Source organism: uncultured Methanobrevibacter sp., from assembly GCF_902784195.1.
Lineage (GTDB): Archaea > Methanobacteriota > Methanobacteria > Methanobacteriales > Methanobacteriaceae > Methanobrevibacter.
This window is the reverse complement of the sequence record NZ_CACZTX010000003.1, coordinates 35,682-56,445: the sequence shown is the minus strand read 5'-3', so window position 1 is coordinate 56,445 and position 20,764 is coordinate 35,682. Positions and strand designations below refer to the sequence as shown.

The window sequence follows — 20,764 nt, the reverse complement described above, 5'->3', positions numbered from 1 at the left end:
ACTATGCCTCCTCCCTTCTAGTTTTTAAAACAGCTAATGCGATAAATACTGGCACAATAGCTCCCTCTACAATAGCTTGTGTTAAAGCTACATCAGGAGCAAGCAAAATCTGGAATAAGAACGCTACACAAAAACCAGAAATACCAGTTAAAATAGCTGCCTTAAGCAAGTCATTTTGTAAAAGTGCGATAATAGCGCTTAAAACTGCAACAAAAATTACTATATATTCAATCATTGCCATCATCCTCACTTTTTTCATCTAATTCTTCACTTGAATCATCACTCATATCCAAATTATCTTCAAGAATCACTTCCTCAATCAAATCAGTTTCATCTTCATTTTCTTCCTTATCAGAAGTCTCTTCAAGATTTGGATTAAGTACTGGATTATTAAGAGTATCTTCACTATGGAAATAAGCATTAGCTAATGCATGAGCCAATAATGGCGCTAGGAATAAATAAATTAGGGCAAATAAAGGCTGACCTAAAGCAAGGAATGCTATTATTCCTGCAACGTCAACAATACCTAAAATATGAATTCTAGCGTATACTACATTATCTAAGTTTCTATCAATTCTTAAAACACCTACTACTGCAATCAATATCAGAAGTGCAGAAATGACAAGCAAGATTGATTGAATCATATTGATTATACCAGGATCAATTCCAAACATCATTTATGCCCTCCTCATAACTGCTGCATAAGCTATTGTTCCAACAATGCCTAATAGAAGCAATGCTAGAGCAATATCCTTGAAAAACCCGATATTAAATATTGTACCGACTGCTATAAGTAGCAAAGTAAGTGCTAAAGTGAATGAAGAAGTACCTATAAGTCCCATAGATGTAGATTTATATGTAATAATCCTCAATGTTGCAATTAGAAATACAATCAATGCAACTATTAAAAAACACTCAGAAATCAATAAAATATCCATTATCATCACATTCTATGATTATAAATTTACACAATAAACATAAATTTGAAAATTAAACCGCTTATTTTACATTTTTATCATTTTAAAATTTGGATTAATTATTAAAATGAATTTTTAGAAATTATTCTAGCATTCCCTTGATATAAGGTTCAAATGGAATAATGTCCTTAACATCCCTTGGAGCAATGACTGCAACCTTTATGACTTGATTTTCGCTATCCAAGTCTACAGACAATGTTCCAGGAGTCAAGGTAATGCTGTTGGCCAAAATTGTTTGGGATATTGGTCTTTTTAGTTCAGTATCAATATCAATCACAATTGGCTCAAATCCATCAGTCTTGAAGACTCTTAAAGCCATATCTATTGTAGATTTGATAATCTCTAAAATAAGAACCACTAAATAAGCAATCGCATAATAAATTCTACTTAAAAACATTAAAATAACCCCATAATGTTTTAAATTATAACAATATTTACAATATGTCAAAAATTTGTAGAAAATTAGTTAAAATTTTTTAACAAATCATAACAAATCATGATAAATTATCATAAATATTCATGACACTTTTATGACAAAATCCTGCGCAGAAAAATATGCAATAAAAGCACCATATAAATTATATATAATGATAGTAAAAAAATTAATTTTTTTAATATATTATAAACACTATTATTTATCATGATTATTTATTATAAATCTTTTTATAATTTTCATGGAAATTAATGGATAAACCGCGATAGTAATACTAAGTATAAAAAAAATATTAAAAAATAAGTGAAAATCAGTGAGAAATTTATTGAAAAAGAAGGAATTAAAGAGATAAAAAATTAAGGTAAAACAATAGCTTGTTAGGAAACAATAAAATAAACATCCCTATTAAAATCAAAAATAGTAAAACACCAAATTTCTTATGGTATTCCTTGTCTCTAAATGGACTGAACGCCTTTACTCCAGAAGGGGTGAAAGAGTCCAATACAATATGACTGCATAAGCCAAAGAATATTGAAAATGCAATCAATGTCAAGTTGATTTTTAAGGGATGAATGAATCCCATATTTACGGATACCACCAAAATGGCAATTGCCACTAAAAATATAGGAGATAACCTTTTATTGAGAAACAGCAATGCCAATGCAATTATCAATATCAATAATATCATTAGGTTTCTTGAATTGTTTAAATCCAAATCATAGGAAGACAATCCCATTCCAAAAAAGAGAAACAGTGATAGGAAAACAGTTATGAGAAATGCGCCTAAAATAGAATGGGTAAATCCTCTATGGCTTGAAACCAAGAACATGCCTCCAAGCAAAATAATCACAATGCCTAAATAGTAAGGCAATCCCAGAAAATACAGAAACAATGAAATCAATGCTCCAAGAGCTATGATTGTTAGAACATGATTCCTTTTGAACTCATGGTCAAAGTCTGGAATATTTGCTGAGATTACCGCTAATGCAATAGCCAAAGGATCATAAAACATGAATAGAGAAAGAATAAATGCAAATATTGTATGGCCTTTATAAGAGGAAATACTAACACATCCTATTTAGTTAACATACTCTAAACACTCCAGACAAGTATGTATATTAAATATTTGATTTTAAGCTAATATAAACTAAATGAGAGCATTTGAGAAGTAATAATGATAAATAGTTTACAGTAAAAAAAAAAGTAGGATATGTTAAAATTGTTAAAATTAGATTAAAATATGTTAAAATTGTTAAATTAGATTAAATATGTTAAATAGATTATTTGGATGAATTAATCGATTATTCCAAAGTATTCTAAAAATGCTTTCATCTGCAAATAGGACCTTTTACAGATTTTCTCATTAGAATATCCAATAGCTGACAATACTTCACAGGTTATTGCGGGAATTTGAATCAGATTCGCCTCATCTTCAAGAGCCCCTTTGAATGGAACACCTGCACTTGGGTATAATATCTTTTCAGAACCTACCCTTTCGGAAATATGCTCTGCTATGAAATAGCTTTTGGAGCAAGGGACCTTTGTGCAAAAGATTCCTTCTTTACCTGGATTGGAATTAGGTGCAGATGAATGGAAATCGCCTATAGCAGAAACTTCCAAATCCTTAGCCTTTTTTAGAATTATATTTGTAACTGTATGAGGCAAATGAGCAGACCTATTCAAGTCAATTCCATCAAGATACCTTGAATTTTCCATAGTGCTCTTTGGGGATGCAAATGGTATGGCATAAACAGTGCCATTCAACTTTCCATTTAAATCCAAATCATAAATATGATCTATCAAGTTCAAAGCAGCAATTTGAGGAGCCAATTCATTCCCATGAACTCCTGCAACAAGCATGACTTTAGTAGGCCCATATCCAATCTTAAGCATAGGAGTTCCCTTAATGGCTTGATTTATGATAAATTTAGAATTGTCTGACAATTCAATGTTATTGAATATGTTTCTGTTAGCGGATATGAATCCTCCGCTTTCAGAAGAAATAATCTCCAATTCCAAATCGTTTCTATTTAAATCATCCATCAAATCGCCTTTTAAAAAAGTATTTAATCTTTAAAAATAACTTTAATTTATCTTTAATCTACAATTAATTTTATCTTTAAAAATAAGTATTCTAAATCAATAAATTATTTATTTTTTATTTTATTTAAACTTAAAAACTATATATTATAAAAAACAAAAGTTAAAGTATAATTTAAACTTAAATTATAATGAATTACATATTAATTATGAAATTTAAAATTAAAATTAATTAATTTACTAATGAAAAAGTGATAATATGGAAAAAGTCGTTCTTGCATTCAGTGGAGGATTAGACACCACTGTATGTGTTAAATTATTAGAAGAGGAATATAATTATGAAGTAGTGACTGCATGTGTTGATGTTGGTCAACCTGCAGAGGAATTGCAAAAATCCCAAAATTCTGCAGACAAGATCAATACAGGCAAACATTATATCATTGATGCAAAAGATGAATTTGCTAATGAATACATTGCAAGAGGAATCAAGGCAAATGCAGAATATGAAGGATACCCATTAAGCACTGCACTTGCAAGACCTTTAATCGCAATGAAAATCATTGAAATTGCAGAAAAAGAAGGTGCAACTGCAATTGCACACGGATGTACCGGTAAAGGAAATGACCAATTCAGATTTGAAGCCATCATCAGATCAATGTCTGACTTTAAGATCATTGCTCCAATCAGAGAAATGAACTTAACAAGAACAGAAGAAGTTGCTTATGCTAAAGAGCATGGCCTTAACTTATCCTATGATAAGATCTACAGTATTGATGAAAACCTTTGGGGAAGAGCTATTGAAGGGGATGTGCTTGAAGACCCTGCAAACGAGCCACCTGAAGAAATCTATGAATGGACCAAATCTGCTGAAGATGCTAAAGACACCCCTACCAAAGTAAGCATTGAATTTGAAGAAGGTGTTCCAGTAGCTATCAATGGAGAAATGATGGGACTTGTAGACCTTATCAACAAGGCAAATGAAATTGCTGGTGAAAACGGTGTAGGTAGAGTTGACATCATCGAAAACAGAATGATTGGTCTTAAAAGTAGAGAAACCTACGAAGTTCCAGGTGCTAAATTATTGATTGCTGCTCACAGAGCTTTAGAGCAATTGGTATTGACTGTAGATGAATTAAGATTTGCAGATTACATGAGCACATTATATGCTGATTTAGTTTACGAAGCATTATGGCAAGAGCCTTTAAGAGAAGACCTCGACCAAGCTTTCGACCATATGCAAAGAAGAGTTAGCGGTGAAGTTGTAATGAAATTATTCAAAGGTTCCATTCAGCCATTAAGCAGAAAATCACCTTTCAGCTTACACAGCATTGAACAAATCACCTTTGAAGACAAGGAAACAGACCAAAGAGAAATCGAAGGGATGATCAAGTACCACGGCCTCCAAGCTGCTAACTATCAAAAATTAAATAGATAATTTATTTATCTATTTTCTTATTTCTTTTTTTAGAGTTTTTTAAAGACTTAACCTATAAAAGTGATATTTTTAATTTATAAACAAAAATAAGCTATTTTTTTTAAATATCTGAAATAAATTCAATAAATTTATGAAATAATATATCATTTATAAATTTTTCAATGAAAATTAAAAAGATGAAAATCAGCATTATGCAAAAACTTTATAAATAAAAAAAAATAAATATTTATCCGAGAATAATATGTACTCAATTACATATCACCCCCTTTACATATGTTTTTTTTAAAAATTAAACCTTTGCATATTATTCTCACTTTTTATTAAACTATTTTTTGTTATTTTTAAATTTAAAGCAAAATTAGCGATTTTTATATTAAAAGGTTTGTCAAATCAAGTTTATTTTTCTAAATTAAAGTTTATTGAATTTCCGACCAACTCTATTTTTTCCAAGGTGTTTTCTGTTTTATAGACAAGAATTTCCACACCTTCATGGTATGCCTTTTTCAAAGTTTGAGAAAATTCTGGATCATTTTCCCAATTAGGCCTAAAGCTGTTTCCGTTTGGATGCTCAATCAAGAAAAATACAACTGAACGAATCCCTTCTTTTTTAAGTGAAATAAGCTCTTCCAAATGTTTTCTGCCTCTTTCAGTAGGGGCATCCGGAAACTGTGCAATTCCATCTTTTATTAAAGTAACTGATTTAACTTCAACATAGGTTTCATCTATTGGATTATCATTCTCATCCAAATTAGCCAAATAGATATCAATTCTTGAATTGCCGATAGTCTTTTCAGACCCTACAATATCGTATCCGGACAATTCCTTGACTTTTCCATTCAAGATGGCATCTATGACAATCTTGCTAGCCTGTTGAGAATACATTGCAACAAGTGCTCCATTGTTTTCAATCAAATGAAGAGAATATTTTGTCTTTCTGTTTGGATTGTCGCTTGGCTTAAGATAAACAGTTACGCCATCAATCAATAGCTCCTTGCATCTGCCTGTATTCGGCAAGTGAGCCCTAACTATTTCTCCATCAATCTCCACTTCAGCGATGAATCTATTCTCCCGGTTTCTAAAAATAGCTTTTACTAAATCAGTCATTTAATCACTTGAAAAAAAAAAAATAAAATTAAAAAAAGAATAAAAAAGAATAATTTTATTATTCATTAATTACCCTATAAAAATATAATTTAATTATTCAATTAAACCATTCATAACAGCACCTAAATACTGTGTCAAGTCCTGTGCTCCGAAACCATATCCTTGAGCTTCATAAGCCAAATCTCCAGCTTTTCCATTAAGATATGGAGCAAGAAGCGCTGCATCAAAACTACTTAATCCTTGAGAGAGTAAACTTAAGGCAATTCCTGCCAATGCATCTCCAGTTCCGCCAACGGTCATTCCAGGATTGCCTGTTCTGTTAATCTTCAACCTATTTCCATTGAAAATGAAATCATATTTTCCTTTCAATATAACGGAACCTTCAATACTTTTTATAATCTTATGAATGGCATCAATCTTATCGTTGACTTTTCTAAAGTCCAAATTCTCCTTGTCTTCCAATTTGACAAATTTCTCAAGATTATTCAAATCATCTTTTGAAACGTTTTTAAAGAATGACTTGAATTCAGATAAATGAGGTGTGAGAATCAAGTCCTCCTTTTTGGAAACAAGACTTAAATCAACTAATTTCAATGCATCTGCATCCAATACCAATGGCTTGTCAATCTTCATTGCCAATACATTGAATAGCTTGCCTGTTTCCTCATTTTGACTTGAACCTGGACCTAATAACACTGCATCAACTTTTGAGGCAAGTTCCAAAATGTCATCTAAATCATCCAAAGACAGGCAATCACCTTTTGCCTCTTTTACAATAAAGTCTTCAGATATTGCCTTTATGGCAAGAGCAGCGTTTTGAGGAGTGCAAATATAAGTCAAATCTGCACCTGTTGCAATAGCTGCCTTTGCTGAGATTGCAGGGGCACCATAATAATCCTTGCTTCCCCCAACAATCAAGACCTTACCGTTATTGCCTTTATGGGAGTCTTTAGACCTATTCTTTAATCTGAGTAAGTCTCCACCTTCAACGAATAGTTCAGCTTCAATTGGAATTCCAATATCGCAGGTGATTACTCCACCAGTCTTTTCCTCACCTGCCAATTTGACGCCAGTCTTGATCTTATGAAAACTTACAGTATAATCAGCTTCAACAGCAATGTCGGATATCTCCCCAGTTAATGGATCCAAACCTGAAGGAGCATCCACTGCCACTTTCAAACCATTAATTGCATTAATCAATTCTACTGTTTTTCTAACCTTTGTTCTAAGTTTTCCTTTGATTCCAGTTCCAAGAAGACAATCAAGCACAATATATTCACTATTTGAGTCAAAATCAAGTTTATCCAAATCACTGGAATCCTTAATGAAATCAACAGACAATCGTGAAACCCTTGGTTCCATGTTCATGAGAATCTCAAGATTGATCAATGCATCATCAGACTTAATCTCCTCTAGAGCATTCAAGCAGTAGACTTCCACTTCAAATCCCCTATTCAACAAATGCCTTGCAGCTACAAAACCGTCTCCTCCGTTTCCTCCAGAACCTGTAAATATTAGAATCTTAACAGGTTTTGAAAACTTGAAAGTTGAAAGGGTTGCCACCTCATCTGATAATGATTTTCCAGCATTCTCCATTAAGCACAAACGAGAAAGCCCCAAATACTCACAATTATAATCTGTTGTCATCATATCAATTGGATCCATTGTTTCACCTTTTTAATCATTTAAAAAAAATTCCTATAAAAATTAGAACAATTTTAAAAAAATTACATAAACATTATATTATATAATCAAACTAATAATTAAATATAAGGACAATAACTGAAAAATTAAAGAAAATTAAAAAAATCTGTGCCATAAGCCAGAACATAAAATTCATAAAAAAGAACTTTTTAAAAAAATAAAAACTGGAATCCGAATGAGGGCTAATAATGAAAGGCATAAAAATCATATACAATTATTCTAGAAGAGACAGAACAGGAATTTATGCAGTGCTCATTATTGTTATTATATTATTATATGGAATTTTAGGATCCATGTACATTATGGAATTGGACATATACGATTCAATATATTACACTATAATAACCCTTGCTACAGTAGGATATGGAGACATTTTCCCAATAACTCCCTTGCAAAAGATCTTTTCTGTTACATTGGCACTATCAGGAGTCGGGATTCTAGCTTATATCGTTACATTTATCATTAGTTCAGTTACACAAAACCTTCAAGATATGAGGAGTGGAAGAATTATGGAAAGGAAATTAGCAGACATACAAAATCACTATATATTATGTGGATTTGGACGAGTAGGTACTGCAGTTTATGAAGAATTAATGAAAAGAAACCAAAAAGTAATCATTATTGAAAAAAATGAGGAAAAATTAGAGGATATTGAAGAGAATGAAAATGTAATCTTGCTTAATGGAAATGCTACTGAAGACAAGACACTTAAAAAACTTAATATAGACAAATCATTAGGTGTGATAGTTGCAACTGGCAGTGATGTTGATAATCTATTTATCGTCCTTACAACAAGGGAATTGTATAATGATGCATGGATCGTTTCAAGGGCAAGCAAAAAGGAAAGCATTAAAAGATTAAAGCATGCCGGTGCAAATAAGGTTATCTCCCCTGAATCAAGTGGAGGAACTGACATCTACTTTGCTGCTGTACAACCTAATTTAATCCATATCACTGAAAAGCATGGAGTCGATTTTGTTGCAAAGGAATTGGATATCCTTAGAAAATACAACTGTCATCTTGAAAATATTGAATACCATCTCCATGGAATCAAGACCCCTGTTTCAAGAACCATTGGTGTTTTAGATGAAAGTGAAGAGGATGCCTTCATTGAAAAAATAAATTCAAATAAAAATGTTCGAGAATCCTTGGAAACTATTTACAACACTGTAAATGAAGTTCATTCCCATTGGGTATCCGGACCTGATCAATTCTTTTTAAATATGGCAATTAAAGAACTTGAAAATGAGGGAATTGTTTTAGGAGTTAATTTAAGCTTTGATGAAATAAATGAGTTTACTAAACAATTTAAAGAGTAAACTCTAAACTCTTTTTTTAAAATCTCAACTAATTAAAACTCAAAATCTATTTTCATTTCCATTAGATTATCAGTTTCTTCAAGTTTATTAACTAGTCTTTCATCCAAATCAGGATTATTGTAGTTATAATCGATTTCTCCAAATTCGCTTCTAGGTGAGAAAGCCAAGTAATCTTTGTCTAAACTAAACTCAATACCACCATTTCCAACGTTTCCACGGGCATCAAGCCTAATCCACTTATTTGAATCTTCAATATAGACTGTATTCAAGGCATGAACAATATGACCTAAACTATCATCCTCAGCTATTGTAAGGAGTTGATAACTGATTCCGGATGGAATTCCATTTGCTCTAAGAAGTGCTGCAAGAAGACATGATTTTGCCCAGCATATACCTGTCTTATTTATTAATGCATCACTGGCTGTCCTTGAAACTATATTTGTTTGTATATCCCATGAGTGTGGAATTTCATCTCTGACAAAGATAAAAGCTCTTTTAATATAATCTGCATCATCACATGATTGATCTTTTAATTTTTGAACCTTTTCTTGAATATGTGGATTCATATAATCAATGCTTTTTGTCTCCAGTAAATATTCCTTCATTCAGACATTCCTCTACCCAATAATTATAATGCAATTTCAAAAAATTTCGTTAAAAAATAGATAACATAGACAGGATAAAAAAAATAAAAAAATAAAAAAAGAAGAGATAATAAAATTATCTCAAAATATTAATACATCATCTTAAGCTAATGTACTAATTAAATTAAATTTTAATAAATTACAGAATTATTCGAATAATTCGTGTAATTTCATGATGTAAGCACCTAACTTACCGTCGAAGTTACCTGCACTAATTTCAAGTACACCATCAACAGTACAAGCTGCCATAATACCAGCTTTCATAGCTGCTTTTACAGATTCTTCATCTACACCGTCAATAACGATTTCAAATACACCGTCTGCATCTGGTCTGATGTCAGAGTCTACTTGGTCTTTTAAGGTTACACACATTTTTTCGTTAGTGGATGCATTTAAGAATTTGGAATATTTGTTGGAACCTACTTTGGAACCGGAAGCAACCATACCACCAGGGAATGGGGTAATAGTACCAGGTACGTGGGAAATTGCTTTTACAGCTAATTGTGCTGCTTTTACTCCAGCCATTACATCTTTAGCTAAAATGAAGAAGTTTCCTCCAGCTACACCATCTTTGTAACCGAATTCGGATTCTACTAAGAAGTCACCAGACATGATTGGAATGGAGTGTATTTTTCTGCCGTCAATGCAGCATTCTTTTTCGTAACCGTCACCGAAGAATTTGAGTTTGTTACCGGTTTTTAAGGTTTCTTCAGATTCAAGTAAGTTGAATGCAGCTGCAGTAGGAGCGGTTAATACACACATACCGATTCTTTCCATTAATTCGTGATCGAGTGCTTTTTTACCACCTTGACAAATCATGATTGCGTAACCAGGTCTTCCGTCAGGAGTACATTCAGCTGGTACAAAACAGTCAATACCTGCTTCAGCAGGACATCCAATTACAGAAGTTCCGTAACCGGTTGCTTCAGTTGCTGCGATTTTTGCAAGTCTTGGAGTTGCTGCAGTTACTAAGATTCTAGTTACTTTAATTCCGAAACCTTCTGCGTAAGTATCTTTAATTTCTACACCGTTAATTTCCATTTTTTCACCATTTAAATATTTAAATATTGAATTAGAATAAATTAAAATCTCGAGATTAATTTAAAAAAATTAAGTTATCTAATTTATACTAATAATTAAATATATATTAATTCATTAAAATAAAGTTTCCTATTTGATTGCAAACATTTCTTAAATAAAAAGTAAACTTTATTTAAAATATTTTCTAATATAGTAATTGATTATAATTTAATTATAATGTTAAAACTAAAATTAAGGTGTCTAAATGGAAAAACAAAGCTATTATTTTTTAATTCTACTGGTTGCATTTGCAATATGCGCTGGTGTCTTTTGGTTCCAGTTCAACAATGATGTGGCTACATTCATGATAGTGAATGCTACTGAAATTGAAGAAGGGGGATCATTTAAGGGAGCATTGATTGATTCCTATGGTCAAGCAGTAGCAAATAAAACAATTACATATCATAAGCCAGGATATCAAATGGGAACATTGGTGGCCGCACAAACGGATGAAAACGGTGAATTCTTTATTGAAAATGCCGAATATCTGCAGGATGCACCTAATGAGAACTGGTATGGTGATTTTACATATGCAGGTGATGGAAAATATCAAGGATGCACTTATGAGAATAATGTTACTGTAATCCCTAATTAAACTTTTAAAAAATAGTAAAATTATTAAAAAATAGAGCTAATATTTAGCTCTAAAAACTTTTTTTATTAAATTGATTTTTAGTTTTGAACTTTTTCTTCTAAAACTTCTTTTTCTTTATCGTCCAAAACTTCAAGAACAGCTTCTTCCTCTGATTCTTCACCTTCCAAGACTTCAAGATGAGCTTTATCTTCATTAGAATCAGCATCATCAATTATCTCATTTTCCTCAGATGATTCTTCAATGGATTTCGTATCTTTTTCATCATCCTTATTCGATCCAGCAAGTGCAAATGCCTTATCTAAAACACTTGTTCCAAACATTGTAAGGAATATCAATCCTACAAATGTTGTCATCCAAAATGAAATCAGTCTTTCAACAACAGTTGCCGCTGCACTTATGGAAGCGGTAATACCTGCGGTTGCATAGAAGAGAATCATTATACCATCTACTGCACCGAGACCACCAGGAAGAAGTGGTATCATACCTACAAATGATGCTAAAATAAAGACTTCACCAATGATGATTGGACTGACATTGGCACCAAACGCTAAAAAGACTACATAAACCCTCAATATTTCAAAAATCCAAATGACAAAGGATAATGGGAGAGCATGATATAAGATGGTTCTATCTCTAAGCAATGCATTCATTCTAGCTTGGAAGACTTTAACTGCCTCAATAATTCTTTGCTCAGTACCTTCATTGAATTTCTTATATAATCTGCGAACGATTTTAATGATCCATGAAGTGAGCTTTACTCCAAAAGCCTCATTGATGCAAACATAAATCAATAGAATAACCGCTGCAGTGATTAGAGTGACACAAATCACTAAAAAAGCAATCAATTTAATATCCAATGAAAAAGTTAAGATTATTCCTATAATTGTTAAGATAGCGAGTATGACAAATGGAAATGTGTCTAAAGCCCTATCTGCAATAACAGTAGCAAAAGTGTCTTCAAATTTAAAATGCCCCTCTTTTGCCAAAAGATAAGCCCTTACAGGTTCTCCACCACCACGACCGCTTGGAGTGATGTTGTTTACCGCCAAACTAACTAAAACCATAGGGAGTGATTTTTTTATTCCCAAATCCATATTAGCTGTCTTGTTGATGATATTCCATCTCCATGTGTATAAAAAATAAGTAAAGATCTGTATAACAATAGCTAATAAGACAAGCCATAAATTAGATAGTTTAAGTGCTTCAATGACCTCATCTATACCAATGAAGTACAGCATAACAACCATTATCACCAAACCAAATAATAAGAATATAAGGACTTTCTTGTTTTTCATTTTATCAGCTACTGTTTTCTAATAAGTGAGATGATTTTAAAAAAAATCATGTTATTCAATGAAAAAAATTATCTCAATAATAAAATATTTAATAAATCTTTTATTTAAAATTATATATTTAACTTAGTATAGTTTGAATATATAAAAACTAACAAAACAAAAATAAGCCCCAAAACATATCTTAACCTAGCATAGTTTGAATATATAAAAACTAACCTATAATAATATTTAAATATACAAAAGTATAATCAATATTTGTATGAAAAGGAAATATATTTCTAAAGCTGATTTATTGGTAGTGCTCCATTATTTAGGATACATAATGCAAGGATTAGGTATCGTTTTATTAGCCCCTATTCTAGTTGCATTAATCTACGGAGAGTACATTAAAGTTAGCGCCTTTTTCATTCCTTGTTTTATTTCATTCCTTTTAGGAACTGCTTTTACTAAAAAATTCAAGAATTACAACAAGCTTAGACTGAAACATGGAATGCTGATATCTTCCTTTGCATGGCTATGGGCTTCAATGATTGGAGCTTCAATCATGACCCTTTCATTAGATATCCCCTTTGTCGATGCGCTTTTTGAAAACATGTCTGCATGGACAGGTAGTGGAATGACTTTTTTTGTAAACGTTGAAATTTTACCTAAATCCATCTTATTCTTGAGAAGTTTGGAACAATGGATAGGCGGATTGGGAATTGTAATCATATTTATCGGAATTCTAATCAGAGCAGGTACTGCTGCATCAAGATTATACAAATCAGAGGCAAGAGAGGAAAAGATCAAGCCGAACATTGCAAATACCTTAAGAAAAGCTTTGGAAATTTACTTGATTTACACCGCTGCAGGAATAATCCTCTTTATTTTGGCAGGACTTCCAATATTCGATGCAATAAATCTTACATTTACCAGCATTTCCACTGGAGGAATGTCAATTAAAAACGCAAATGTAGGATTCTATCAAAACAGCTTGGTTTACATAATCACTATGGCTTTAATGATTTTAGGCGCAACAAGCTTCTCCATCCACTATAAGATTGTCAAGACTAAAGGAAAATCTGTCTTAAAGGATGTGCAATTCCAATTGCTTATTTGCTTGATTCTTATTGCAAGCGCATTCATTTTAGTTACAAATAAAATGGTGCCTATCGAGGAATTGTTCACCATTGTTTCTGCAATCACAACTACCGGTGCAAATGTAGTTCCTCCTTATGAACTTGCAAGATGGAGCAGCGCTTCACTTATTGTTTTAATGGTTTTAATGCTTATTGGTGGTTCTTCTGGATCTACTGGAGGTGGTTTAAAGCTTATTAGGGTAATTACCGTACTTAAAGGAATGAACTTAACTATCACCAACCTTGTTTCACCAGAAGGGAGAGTAGTCAGTACAAGAATTGGAGGAAAGAAAATCAATGAAAGGGAGATAAAAGAGGCATCTGCATATATAGTGATATTCCTAATGTTCTTGGTATGTGGGTGGATAATAATGACTCTCTATGGATATGATCCATTTACAGCATTATTTGACGTTATTTCCATTCAAAGCAATAACGGATTGAGTACTGGAATTGTATTTGGTGGATTGCCAATGCCAGTGAAACTGACCTTGATTTTCTTAATGTGGATTGGCAGATTAGAAATCATTCCTGTCTTAGTGGTCTTTAGAACCATCAGCGGATTAATAAATCCAAAGAGAAGAATTAAGAACAGAAAGAGAAATGGATCAATTGAATAAAAAACCATTCTATTCCCTAAAAAATTCGTTGAAATATCGCCTAAAAAATGCTATTTTTTATTGTTTTAATAAATAAAAACTAACTTTACGAAAGATTTATAAATATAAATTTAGATATTAAAACAATATGTTAATTTTCATAAAAATTTTTGAAAATTACAACAAATTATAATTACAAATATTTTATATTATAAATTAATGATTATAGAAAATATAGAATTTTTTATTCGTAAAAAAAGTTTTTAGGTGTTTGTTATGTATATTGTGATTATGGGCGGAGGTCGTGTAGGGCTTTCCCTTGCAGACCGTTTAATCATTCATGGTTATGATGTAACAATTATTGAAAGCAATGATGACTTATGTGATCATGCTTCAGAGGAATTGGATGCAATGGTCATTTGTGGTAATGGAACCGATACAAAAACATTGGAAGAAGCGAATATTGAAGAGGCAGATGTTTTTGTAGCAACTACCGGTAATGATGAATCAAACTTATTATCCTGTATTCTTGTCAAGGAATACACTGATGGAAAAATCATTGCAAGAGTAAGTAACCCTGACCACGAAGAGGCATTTAAGAAAGTTGGAATTGATAAGGTAATCAGTCCTGAAAGAACTGCAGCAGGATTCCTCGAGAAAGTTATTACTAGACCAAATGTAGCTGACTTAATGGCATTTGGTGCAGGTAATGCAGAGATTTTAGATATGACCATTAAAAATCCAAAGGTTTTTGGAAAGAAAGTTTCTGAATTCTCTCCTACCAAGGATTACATTATCATTTCTAAGAATAATGACAATCACGAATTGGAAATTCCTCAACCGGATGACATATTAAGCAACGGAGATAAGATTTCAATTCTTGTAAAAAGGAATGCCTTTGAAAAAGCTGAAAAGAAATTTATGGGCGCTGGAGGATTATTCGGATTTTAAATCCCCAATCCCACTATTTTTTTATGAATGAACTATTCATTCGTAAATATTAAAACTAATTATTTTTTCAATAAAAAAGGAATAAAATAATTATTATCTTATTCCCATCATCATGCAAGACATTTCAATATGCTGATTTCCATTTTTTACCCAAGGACCATGTCCTGGAAGCAAATATTCAACATCCAACTCCTTTAAACGCATTAATGACTCCCTCATGTCATTAGGGTCTCCACCAATATCCATACGGCCTACTCCACCATTTGCAAAAATGGTATCTCCACTTATGAGAATCTCACCATCATACAATGATATCCCACCTTTTGTATGCCCAGGAGTGTTTATAACTTCAAAATTAGCTATTTTATCCCCTTCTTCAAGTTCAATATCCACATCATGCCTTCTGACAATTGAACCGAACAATGAGGAAACGGTCAATTCGCTTTCAGGATCTCTGAGTGCAATAGCATCAATCTTATGAATAGCTATTTTTGCATTTGGGAAAAAGTCATTTCCACCAACATGGTCGTAGTGGCAATGAGTGTTTACAATCAATTCTATATCCTCAGGCTCAATGCCTATCTCCTTGATTTTTGAAAATAAGTTTGAATTGCTCTGTCCGGTTCCAGCATCCACTAAAATGTAATTATATTCAGAATCAGAATCGGTGCTATCAATCAAATAGGAATTGGAATCGGCCATAACTCCTTCAATACAATAAACATTATTGATTTTATCCATAATATCACTTAAAAAATTAATTTAAAATCTATTAGATATTCTTTAAGAAATAGTAAATAAACTTACCTAAAATACACTGAAAAATAAGAAAAAGAATAAAAAATAATGAAAAAATTACCTAAAATAGACTATAAAATATCTTAAAACTGAAAAAATCTAAGTAAAAATAGTTTATAAAAATAGTTTATTAAAAATAGTAAAAAATTAAGTAAAAATAGTTTATAAAAATAGTAAAATTAAGTAAAAATGGGGTCACAGGGATTTGAACCCCGATCCTAGGATTTCTCTTGCCTCAGTACTCCAATTGGTCATCACATAACCAATGTATACTGATCATCAGACTACGCGTATTTCTTCAAAGACAACTGGAGTCCCAGATGATGCCAGGTTACACCATAACCCCATACTTAATAGATTAACATATGCAATATGTTAACCTAAAGCCAAGAGAGAGATTTGAACTCCCGTGTAATTGGTCTGCAGCCAACCGCTTCGCCTCTAAGCTATCTTGGCATAAATAATAATACAGTATTATAAAGTATGTTTTAATAATATATAAACTTATTGATGAAATAAAAAAATAAAATAAGAATTTTTGAAATAATGAAAATAGAAAAATGAAAAAGAGAAAAATGAGAATAGAATGTTTAATGAATATTAAAATTTGACTTGCTTGTCAAAGCCACAGATTTCATCAATCTCATATGCCTTTTCCAAACAGTAGTTCTTTTCTACCTTATAATTACCATTTCTAGTTTTCTCAATTAAATCAGGAGATAAGAAAAACCATTTTGTATATTTAAATTTAACACCAAGGTATGGATCTGCACCAAAAATCTCTGAAAACTCAATTAAAGCATCAATTTGAGGATGATCAACATATATCTTATCTTTAGTAGTTGTCTTCACTTCAATAGCTAAGTAAATTTTACCATTTCCTGCTATAACATCAGGCAATGGCTTTTTAGTAGCACCACCAGATGCTGGAGCTCTCATAGCTGCAAAATCCCTATCCCATAATTTATGAACTAAATCTCTTTCCTCAGCTGAACCTTTTTTAGCCATATTAAAACCCACTTAAAAATGTAACCTAAATTAATTATAATCTAATTAAAATGTAATCTAATTAAAATCTAATCTAATTAAAATATTATCTAATTAAAATGAAATCTAATTAAAATGTAACCTAATTATATTTAGTTTATTTCTTTAGATATAAATAAAAGCAGTTAGAGCATTTGAAAAGTAATATACGAAATAAATTGGAACAAATAAACTTTTTAACAAGTAAAATAATCAATGAAAAAGTAGTTTAAAAAGAGTTAAAATAATAAAAAAGTTTAAAAATGGGGCCGGGGCCGAGATTTGAACCCGAGTCACAGGATCCACAGTCCCGTAGGATGACCGCCTACCCTACCCCGGCAAACGAATACCATAATAGGAATAAAAACTAAAAAAATTAAAGAATATGCGGGAGCAGGGATTCGAACCCTGGTAGACCTGCGTCAACAGGTCCTAAGCCTGTCTCCTTTGGCCGCTCGGACACCCCCGCTACTAAGAGAGGGAAGGAGATTCCCAAATATCTTTCAAATATAAAAAATGCTCCGACCGGGATTCGAACCCGAGTCTTCGGCTCGAAAGGCCGAAATGATTGGCCGGACTACACCATCGGAGCAAAAAATACGAATGCAATAAAACTAGATTATACAATGGGCCCAATGGGATTCGAACCCATGACATCCCGGTTATGAGCCGAGCGCTCTACCTGGCTAAGCTATGGGCCCATAAGCGCCGTCGACAGGGCTCGAACCTGTGACCAATCGGTTAACAGCCGAACGCTCTACCTACTGAGCTACGACGGCAAAACAACCCATGCTTGCAAATCATAGTTTTAAAAAATACATACTGAATAATACAGTAATATTATGTTGATTAACATAGTATATAAATGTTTCTATAAAAATAATCTAGAAAAATATTATATTCCTTACCATATTCATTATTTACAAATTTTAATATATAAATTTAATATATAAGAATAAATATAAATATTAAAGACAAGAAGGACAAACAAGAAATACAAAAGCAAAAAAGAAAAGGCGAAACCATGAATGATATAAACAGCATTAAAACACTTGAATTGATCACCAAAGCAAATAATCTTAGCTTAAAAAAGGGATATAATGAAATAAGCTTAGAAAGAGCTGTTTTTTTATCATGGTGGTGTGATAAGGGAGACTGCAAATTCTGCTATATGAGCACTCAAAAAAACAAAATCAAGGATCCGACTAAAGCAAAGCGCAGAGTGAACAATATATTGGCAGAAGCTGAAATGTGCAGCAGGCTTGGCTGGAATATAGAATTCCTATCTGGAGGATATAAATCATTCACAACTGCAGAAATCAAGTCAATAGCTGAAAACATACACACGATCACTGGAGATGGTGTTTGGCTAAACACTGGAATCACTTCTGAATTGGAGGAATATGGCTCTGAGATAAAAGGAATCACTGGTGCTGTTGAAGCTGCAAATCCAGAATTTCAAAAGACCGTTTGCCCAAGCAAGCCATTGGACCAAATCGGTGATATGTTGGATAAGGCAGGCGATTTAGGATTCAAAAAAGCAATTACAATAATTTTAGGCCTTGGAGAAAGCTTTGAAGATATAGAATACCTTAAGGACTACATCAGAGAACATAAAATAGATAGAGTGATCTTTTATTCCTTAAATCCTCATCCAGAAACTGAGTATGTAAACAGTTCCCAACCGGCATCATTATACTACGCTAAAGTAGTCTCTACAATAAGACTTGAATTTCCGGATTTGGAAATCATCTGTGGAACATGGACTGACAACTTAGCGAATATAGGAATCCTTATCTTAAGTGGAGCTAATGGAATCACTAAGTTCCCACTCTTTAAAATGTTTGGAACCAAATATGGTAAAAGAGTTGAAGAAGAAGTTAAATGGACTGGAAGAACTCTCAAGGGAACATTTACAGATAAAAGCAAATTAGGTCCTGAAAAAAGTGAAATCAACCCAGAATTGGATCAATACATAAAAAGATACATTAAGGATTCCTTGAAAAATAAATTTAAATAATAAACAAATTATATAATTCTTATTTTTAATACTTTTAAAATCTAATTTTTATTATAATATTTTATATAAAGAAAATCTTTATAAATATAATAGTACATAAATTAACATAATATGAATTTATAGTTAATTAACATAACTTTTAAATAACTTTTATTAAGTTAACTGCTTATTTCTATTAACTACTTATTCTTATTTAATTAAAAAAACAATTAACATAATATTTAAAAATCCTTGGAGGGATTAATATAGACGTAAATATGATGTGTGGACTTGAGATTCACGTACAACTTGAAACCGATTCAAAGTTATTCTGTAACTGTCCAACAAACTATCAAGAAGCACCAGCAAACACCAACGTTTGCCCAGTATGTTTAAACCAACCAGGTGCTAAACCATTTCCAACCAATGAAAAAGCAATTGAAAACGCTTTAATGATTTCATTGATGCTTAACTGTAAAATTGATAAAAACTTTACTTATTTCATGAGAAAACACTACGATTATCCTGACTTGCCTTGCGGATATCAGAAAACTTCTGTTCCTATAGGTTACGAAGGTGAATTGAATGGTGTAAGAATCAGAGAAATTCACATGGAAGAGGATCCTGGACAATACAAACCGGATAGAGGTATTGTAGACTTCAACCGTTCTGGAATTCCACTTATCGAGATTGTAACTGAACCTGATATGCACTCACCGGAAGAAGCACGTAACTTCTTGAAAGAGCTTATCAGAGTATTGGAATACAGTGGAGGAGCTCGTGGAGAAGGTACCATGAGAGCAGATGTAAACGTTTCAATCAATGGTGGAAACAGAGTGGAAATGAAAAACATCAACTCCATTAAAGGTGCATACAAAGCTTTGAACTTTGAAGTGATCAGACAGAAAAACCTCTTAAAAAGAGGTCGTGAAGTCAAACAGGAAACCAGAGCTTTCTTAGAATCACAAATGATTACCGTTTCAATGAGAGATAAGGAAAATGCAGATGACTACAGATTCATCCCAGATCCTGATTTGCCACCAATGAAAATCAGTGACGACCAAATCAACAAGGTTCTTGATGTGATGCCTGAAGCACCACACAACAAAGTGAAAAGATTCGTTAGTGAATATGGAATCGATGAGGAATCTGCAAAAGTGCTTACCTCAGAACTTGATTTGGCTCAATGCTACGAAGAAGTGGCTAAAGAAGTTGACCCTAAATTCGCAGCTAAATGGATGAGAGACGAACTTAAAAGGGTATTGACTTACAATAAACTTGACTTTGCAGAAAGTGGAATCTTGGCAGATGACTTGATTGAATTCTTGAATATGCTATTGAATAAGGAAATCACTACCAAAGCAGGTCAAAGAATCATTGAACAAATGCCAAACAACAAGCAAACTCCAAAACAAATAGCTGAAGAGTTAGGATTGATTGGTGTAGTTAAAGATGATGAAGTTCAAGCTGCAGCTAAACAAGCAGTTGAAGAAAACCCTAAAGCTGTAGATGATTACCACAATGGTGAAAAAGGTGCATTGAACTTCTTGATGGGTCAAGTAATGAGATTAACCAAAGGAAAAGCTGACCCAAGAGAAACTGTAAACATCTTAAAAGAATTGCTTGAAGAATAAACATTCTTCAATT

20 protein-coding genes and 7 tRNA genes are annotated in these 20,764 nt (G+C 32.3%); 7 read left to right on the top strand and 20 right to left on the bottom strand.

The window, feature by feature from the left end; translation table 11 throughout:
• Window position 1: 1 nt before the first annotated feature.
• The 6 genes from QZU90_RS03960 to QZU90_RS03935 form a co-directional block, all read right to left on the bottom strand.
• Window positions 2-235: a DUF4040 domain-containing protein gene (locus QZU90_RS03960; RefSeq protein WP_394349909.1), complete on the bottom strand. Its 234-nt coding sequence runs from the start codon at window positions 233-235 to the stop codon at window positions 2-4.
• Complete coding sequence (locus QZU90_RS03955; RefSeq protein WP_295608476.1) at window positions 228-677, bottom strand: cation:proton antiporter; 450 nt, start codon at window positions 675-677, stop codon at window positions 228-230. Before QZU90_RS03955 ends, QZU90_RS03960 begins: the two co-directional genes overlap by 8 nt.
• Window positions 678-938: a monovalent cation/H+ antiporter complex subunit F gene (locus QZU90_RS03950; protein ID WP_296855667.1), complete on the bottom strand. Its 261-nt coding sequence runs from the start codon at window positions 936-938 to the stop codon at window positions 678-680.
• Between the two features lie 121 nt (window positions 939-1,059).
• On the bottom strand, window positions 1,060-1,374 hold the full coding sequence (locus QZU90_RS03945; RefSeq protein ID WP_292786605.1) for a Na+/H+ antiporter subunit E: 315 nt from the start codon (window positions 1,372-1,374) through the stop codon (window positions 1,060-1,062).
• A gap of 376 nt (window positions 1,375-1,750) precedes the next feature.
• Entirely contained in the window at window positions 1,751-2,449 is a 699-nt protein-coding gene (locus QZU90_RS03940; RefSeq protein ID WP_394350201.1) for a metal-dependent hydrolase, read from the bottom strand.
• Between the two features lie 254 nt (window positions 2,450-2,703).
• The gene (locus QZU90_RS03935) at window positions 2,704-3,453 is read right to left on the bottom strand and encodes a succinylglutamate desuccinylase/aspartoacylase family protein (protein WP_295608484.1); all 750 of its coding nucleotides are present in this window, start codon (window positions 3,451-3,453) and stop codon (window positions 2,704-2,706) included.
• 256 nt (window positions 3,454-3,709) lie between these two features.
• Between QZU90_RS03935 and QZU90_RS03930 the strand changes: the two genes are divergently transcribed.
• A complete protein-coding gene (locus QZU90_RS03930; protein WP_296855665.1) occupies window positions 3,710-4,885 on the top strand; it encodes an argininosuccinate synthase in 1,176 nt (391 codons plus the stop codon).
• 396 nt (window positions 4,886-5,281) lie between these two features.
• Here the strand turns inward: QZU90_RS03930 and sfsA are convergent, their stop codons facing one another.
• Together sfsA and QZU90_RS03920 are read right to left on the bottom strand one after the other, a co-directional pair.
• Window positions 5,282-5,989 (bottom strand): DNA/RNA nuclease SfsA, encoded by a 708-nt coding sequence (gene sfsA / locus QZU90_RS03925; RefSeq protein ID WP_296855663.1) that lies wholly within the window; start codon window positions 5,987-5,989, stop codon window positions 5,282-5,284.
• A 93-nt stretch (window positions 5,990-6,082) separates the two neighbouring features.
• Window positions 6,083-7,654, bottom strand: coding sequence for an NAD(P)H-hydrate dehydratase (locus QZU90_RS03920; protein WP_295608491.1), 1,572 nt, complete (start codon window positions 7,652-7,654; stop codon window positions 6,083-6,085).
• A 227-nt stretch (window positions 7,655-7,881) separates the two neighbouring features.
• On the opposite strand from QZU90_RS03920, the gene QZU90_RS03915 reads away from it, so the two are divergent.
• Entirely contained in the window at window positions 7,882-9,012 is a 1,131-nt protein-coding gene (locus tag QZU90_RS03915) for an NAD-binding protein (protein ID WP_295608493.1), read from the top strand.
• Between the two features lie 32 nt (window positions 9,013-9,044).
• Here the strand turns inward: QZU90_RS03915 and QZU90_RS03910 are convergent, their stop codons facing one another.
• Window positions 9,045-9,617, bottom strand: a complete 573-nt coding sequence (locus QZU90_RS03910) for a transglutaminase family protein (protein ID WP_295608495.1) — start codon at window positions 9,615-9,617, stop codon at window positions 9,045-9,047.
• Window positions 9,618-9,803: 186 nt separating this feature from the next.
• Entirely contained in the window at window positions 9,804-10,697 is an 894-nt protein-coding gene (fhcD, locus tag QZU90_RS03905; RefSeq protein ID WP_296855662.1) for a formylmethanofuran--tetrahydromethanopterin N-formyltransferase, read from the bottom strand.
• 244 nt (window positions 10,698-10,941) lie between these two features.
• On the opposite strand from fhcD, the gene QZU90_RS03900 reads away from it, so the two are divergent.
• On the top strand, window positions 10,942-11,331 hold the full coding sequence (locus QZU90_RS03900; RefSeq protein ID WP_296855660.1) for a hypothetical protein: 390 nt from the start codon (window positions 10,942-10,944) through the stop codon (window positions 11,329-11,331).
• 77 nt (window positions 11,332-11,408) lie between these two features.
• On the opposite strand, the gene QZU90_RS03895 is transcribed toward QZU90_RS03900, so the two are convergent.
• Entirely contained in the window at window positions 11,409-12,626 is a 1,218-nt protein-coding gene (locus QZU90_RS03895) for a UPF0104 family protein (protein WP_296855659.1), read from the bottom strand.
• A 259-nt stretch (window positions 12,627-12,885) separates the two neighbouring features.
• Here QZU90_RS03895 and QZU90_RS03890 point away from each other — a divergent pair, with 259 nt between their 5' ends.
• Complete coding sequence (locus QZU90_RS03890) at window positions 12,886-14,364, top strand: TrkH family potassium uptake protein (protein ID WP_296855658.1); 1,479 nt, start codon at window positions 12,886-12,888, stop codon at window positions 14,362-14,364.
• A gap of 255 nt (window positions 14,365-14,619) precedes the next feature.
• Entirely contained in the window at window positions 14,620-15,294 is a 675-nt protein-coding gene (locus QZU90_RS03885; protein ID WP_296855656.1) for a TrkA family potassium uptake protein, read from the top strand.
• 93 nt (window positions 15,295-15,387) lie between these two features.
• On the opposite strand, the gene QZU90_RS03880 is transcribed toward QZU90_RS03885, so the two are convergent.
• The 9 genes from QZU90_RS03880 to QZU90_RS03840 form a co-directional block, all read right to left on the bottom strand.
• Window positions 15,388-16,035 carry an MBL fold metallo-hydrolase gene (locus QZU90_RS03880; protein ID WP_394350200.1) on the bottom strand — a complete coding sequence of 216 codons (648 nt, stop codon included), beginning with the start codon at window positions 16,033-16,035 and terminating at the stop codon, window positions 15,388-15,390.
• Between the two features lie 247 nt (window positions 16,036-16,282).
• A tRNA-Trp gene (locus QZU90_RS03875) sits at window positions 16,283-16,438 on the bottom strand.
• 38 nt (window positions 16,439-16,476) lie between these two features.
• A tRNA-Cys gene (locus QZU90_RS03870) sits at window positions 16,477-16,548 on the bottom strand.
• A 144-nt stretch (window positions 16,549-16,692) separates the two neighbouring features.
• Window positions 16,693-17,100, bottom strand: a complete 408-nt coding sequence (gene hjc, locus QZU90_RS03865; RefSeq protein ID WP_296855655.1) for a Holliday junction resolvase Hjc — start codon at window positions 17,098-17,100, stop codon at window positions 16,693-16,695.
• 282 nt (window positions 17,101-17,382) lie between these two features.
• Window positions 17,383-17,458 (bottom strand) — tRNA-His (locus QZU90_RS03860).
• Window positions 17,459-17,504: 46 nt separating this feature from the next.
• Window positions 17,505-17,587 (bottom strand) — tRNA-Leu (locus tag QZU90_RS03855).
• 48 nt (window positions 17,588-17,635) lie between these two features.
• Window positions 17,636-17,710: transfer RNA gene (locus QZU90_RS03850), tRNA-Glu, on the bottom strand.
• A 35-nt stretch (window positions 17,711-17,745) separates the two neighbouring features.
• Window positions 17,746-17,819, bottom strand: a tRNA-Ile gene (locus tag QZU90_RS03845).
• Window positions 17,820-17,824: 5 nt separating this feature from the next.
• Window positions 17,825-17,897 (bottom strand) — tRNA-Asn (locus QZU90_RS03840).
• A 245-nt stretch (window positions 17,898-18,142) separates the two neighbouring features.
• On the opposite strand from QZU90_RS03840, the gene QZU90_RS03835 reads away from it, so the two are divergent.
• Both QZU90_RS03835 and gatB read left to right on the top strand, forming a co-directional pair.
• Complete coding sequence (locus tag QZU90_RS03835; RefSeq protein ID WP_296855653.1) at window positions 18,143-19,138, top strand: radical SAM protein; 996 nt, start codon at window positions 18,143-18,145, stop codon at window positions 19,136-19,138.
• A gap of 257 nt (window positions 19,139-19,395) precedes the next feature.
• On the top strand, window positions 19,396-20,751 hold the full coding sequence (gene gatB, locus QZU90_RS03830; RefSeq protein WP_296855652.1) for an Asp-tRNA(Asn)/Glu-tRNA(Gln) amidotransferase subunit GatB: 1,356 nt from the start codon (window positions 19,396-19,398) through the stop codon (window positions 20,749-20,751).
• Window positions 20,752-20,764: the final 13 nt, after the last annotated feature.

Bases quoted from the DNA above. Each gene is read 5' to 3' on its own strand.
- QZU90_RS03960 (WP_394349909.1), bottom strand. From the start codon at position 235: ATGATTGAATATATAGTAATTTTTGTTGCAGTTTTAAGCGCTATTATC.
- QZU90_RS03955 (WP_295608476.1), bottom strand. From the start codon at position 677: ATGATGTTTGGAATTGATCCTGGTATAATCAATATGATTCAATCAATC.
- QZU90_RS03950 (WP_296855667.1), bottom strand. From the start codon at position 938: ATGGATATTTTATTGATTTCTGAGTGTTTTTTAATAGTTGCATTGATT.
- QZU90_RS03945 (WP_292786605.1), bottom strand. From the start codon at position 1,374: ATGTTTTTAAGTAGAATTTATTATGCGATTGCTTATTTAGTGGTTCTT.
- QZU90_RS03935 (WP_295608484.1), bottom strand. From the start codon at position 3,453: ATGGATGATTTAAATAGAAACGATTTGGAATTGGAGATTATTTCTTCT.
- QZU90_RS03930 (WP_296855665.1), top strand. From the start codon at position 3,710: ATGGAAAAAGTCGTTCTTGCATTCAGTGGAGGATTAGACACCACTGTA.
- sfsA (WP_296855663.1), bottom strand. From the start codon at position 5,989: ATGACTGATTTAGTAAAAGCTATTTTTAGAAACCGGGAGAATAGATTC.
- QZU90_RS03920 (WP_295608491.1), bottom strand. From the start codon at position 7,654: ATGGATCCAATTGATATGATGACAACAGATTATAATTGTGAGTATTTG.
- QZU90_RS03915 (WP_295608493.1), top strand. From the start codon at position 7,882: ATGAAAGGCATAAAAATCATATACAATTATTCTAGAAGAGACAGAACA.
- QZU90_RS03910 (WP_295608495.1), bottom strand. From the start codon at position 9,617: ATGAAGGAATATTTACTGGAGACAAAAAGCATTGATTATATGAATCCA.
- fhcD (WP_296855662.1), bottom strand. From the start codon at position 10,697: ATGGAAATTAACGGTGTAGAAATTAAAGATACTTACGCAGAAGGTTTC.
- QZU90_RS03900 (WP_296855660.1), top strand. From the start codon at position 10,942: ATGGAAAAACAAAGCTATTATTTTTTAATTCTACTGGTTGCATTTGCA.
- QZU90_RS03895 (WP_296855659.1), bottom strand. From the start codon at position 12,626: ATGAAAAACAAGAAAGTCCTTATATTCTTATTATTTGGTTTGGTGATA.
- QZU90_RS03890 (WP_296855658.1), top strand. From the start codon at position 12,886: ATGAAAAGGAAATATATTTCTAAAGCTGATTTATTGGTAGTGCTCCAT.
- QZU90_RS03885 (WP_296855656.1), top strand. From the start codon at position 14,620: ATGTATATTGTGATTATGGGCGGAGGTCGTGTAGGGCTTTCCCTTGCA.
- QZU90_RS03880 (WP_394350200.1), bottom strand. From the start codon at position 16,035: ATGGATAAAATCAATAATGTTTATTGTATTGAAGGAGTTATGGCCGAT.
- hjc (WP_296855655.1), bottom strand. From the start codon at position 17,100: ATGGCTAAAAAAGGTTCAGCTGAGGAAAGAGATTTAGTTCATAAATTA.
- QZU90_RS03835 (WP_296855653.1), top strand. From the start codon at position 18,143: ATGAATGATATAAACAGCATTAAAACACTTGAATTGATCACCAAAGCA.
- gatB (WP_296855652.1), top strand. From the start codon at position 19,396: ATGATGTGTGGACTTGAGATTCACGTACAACTTGAAACCGATTCAAAG.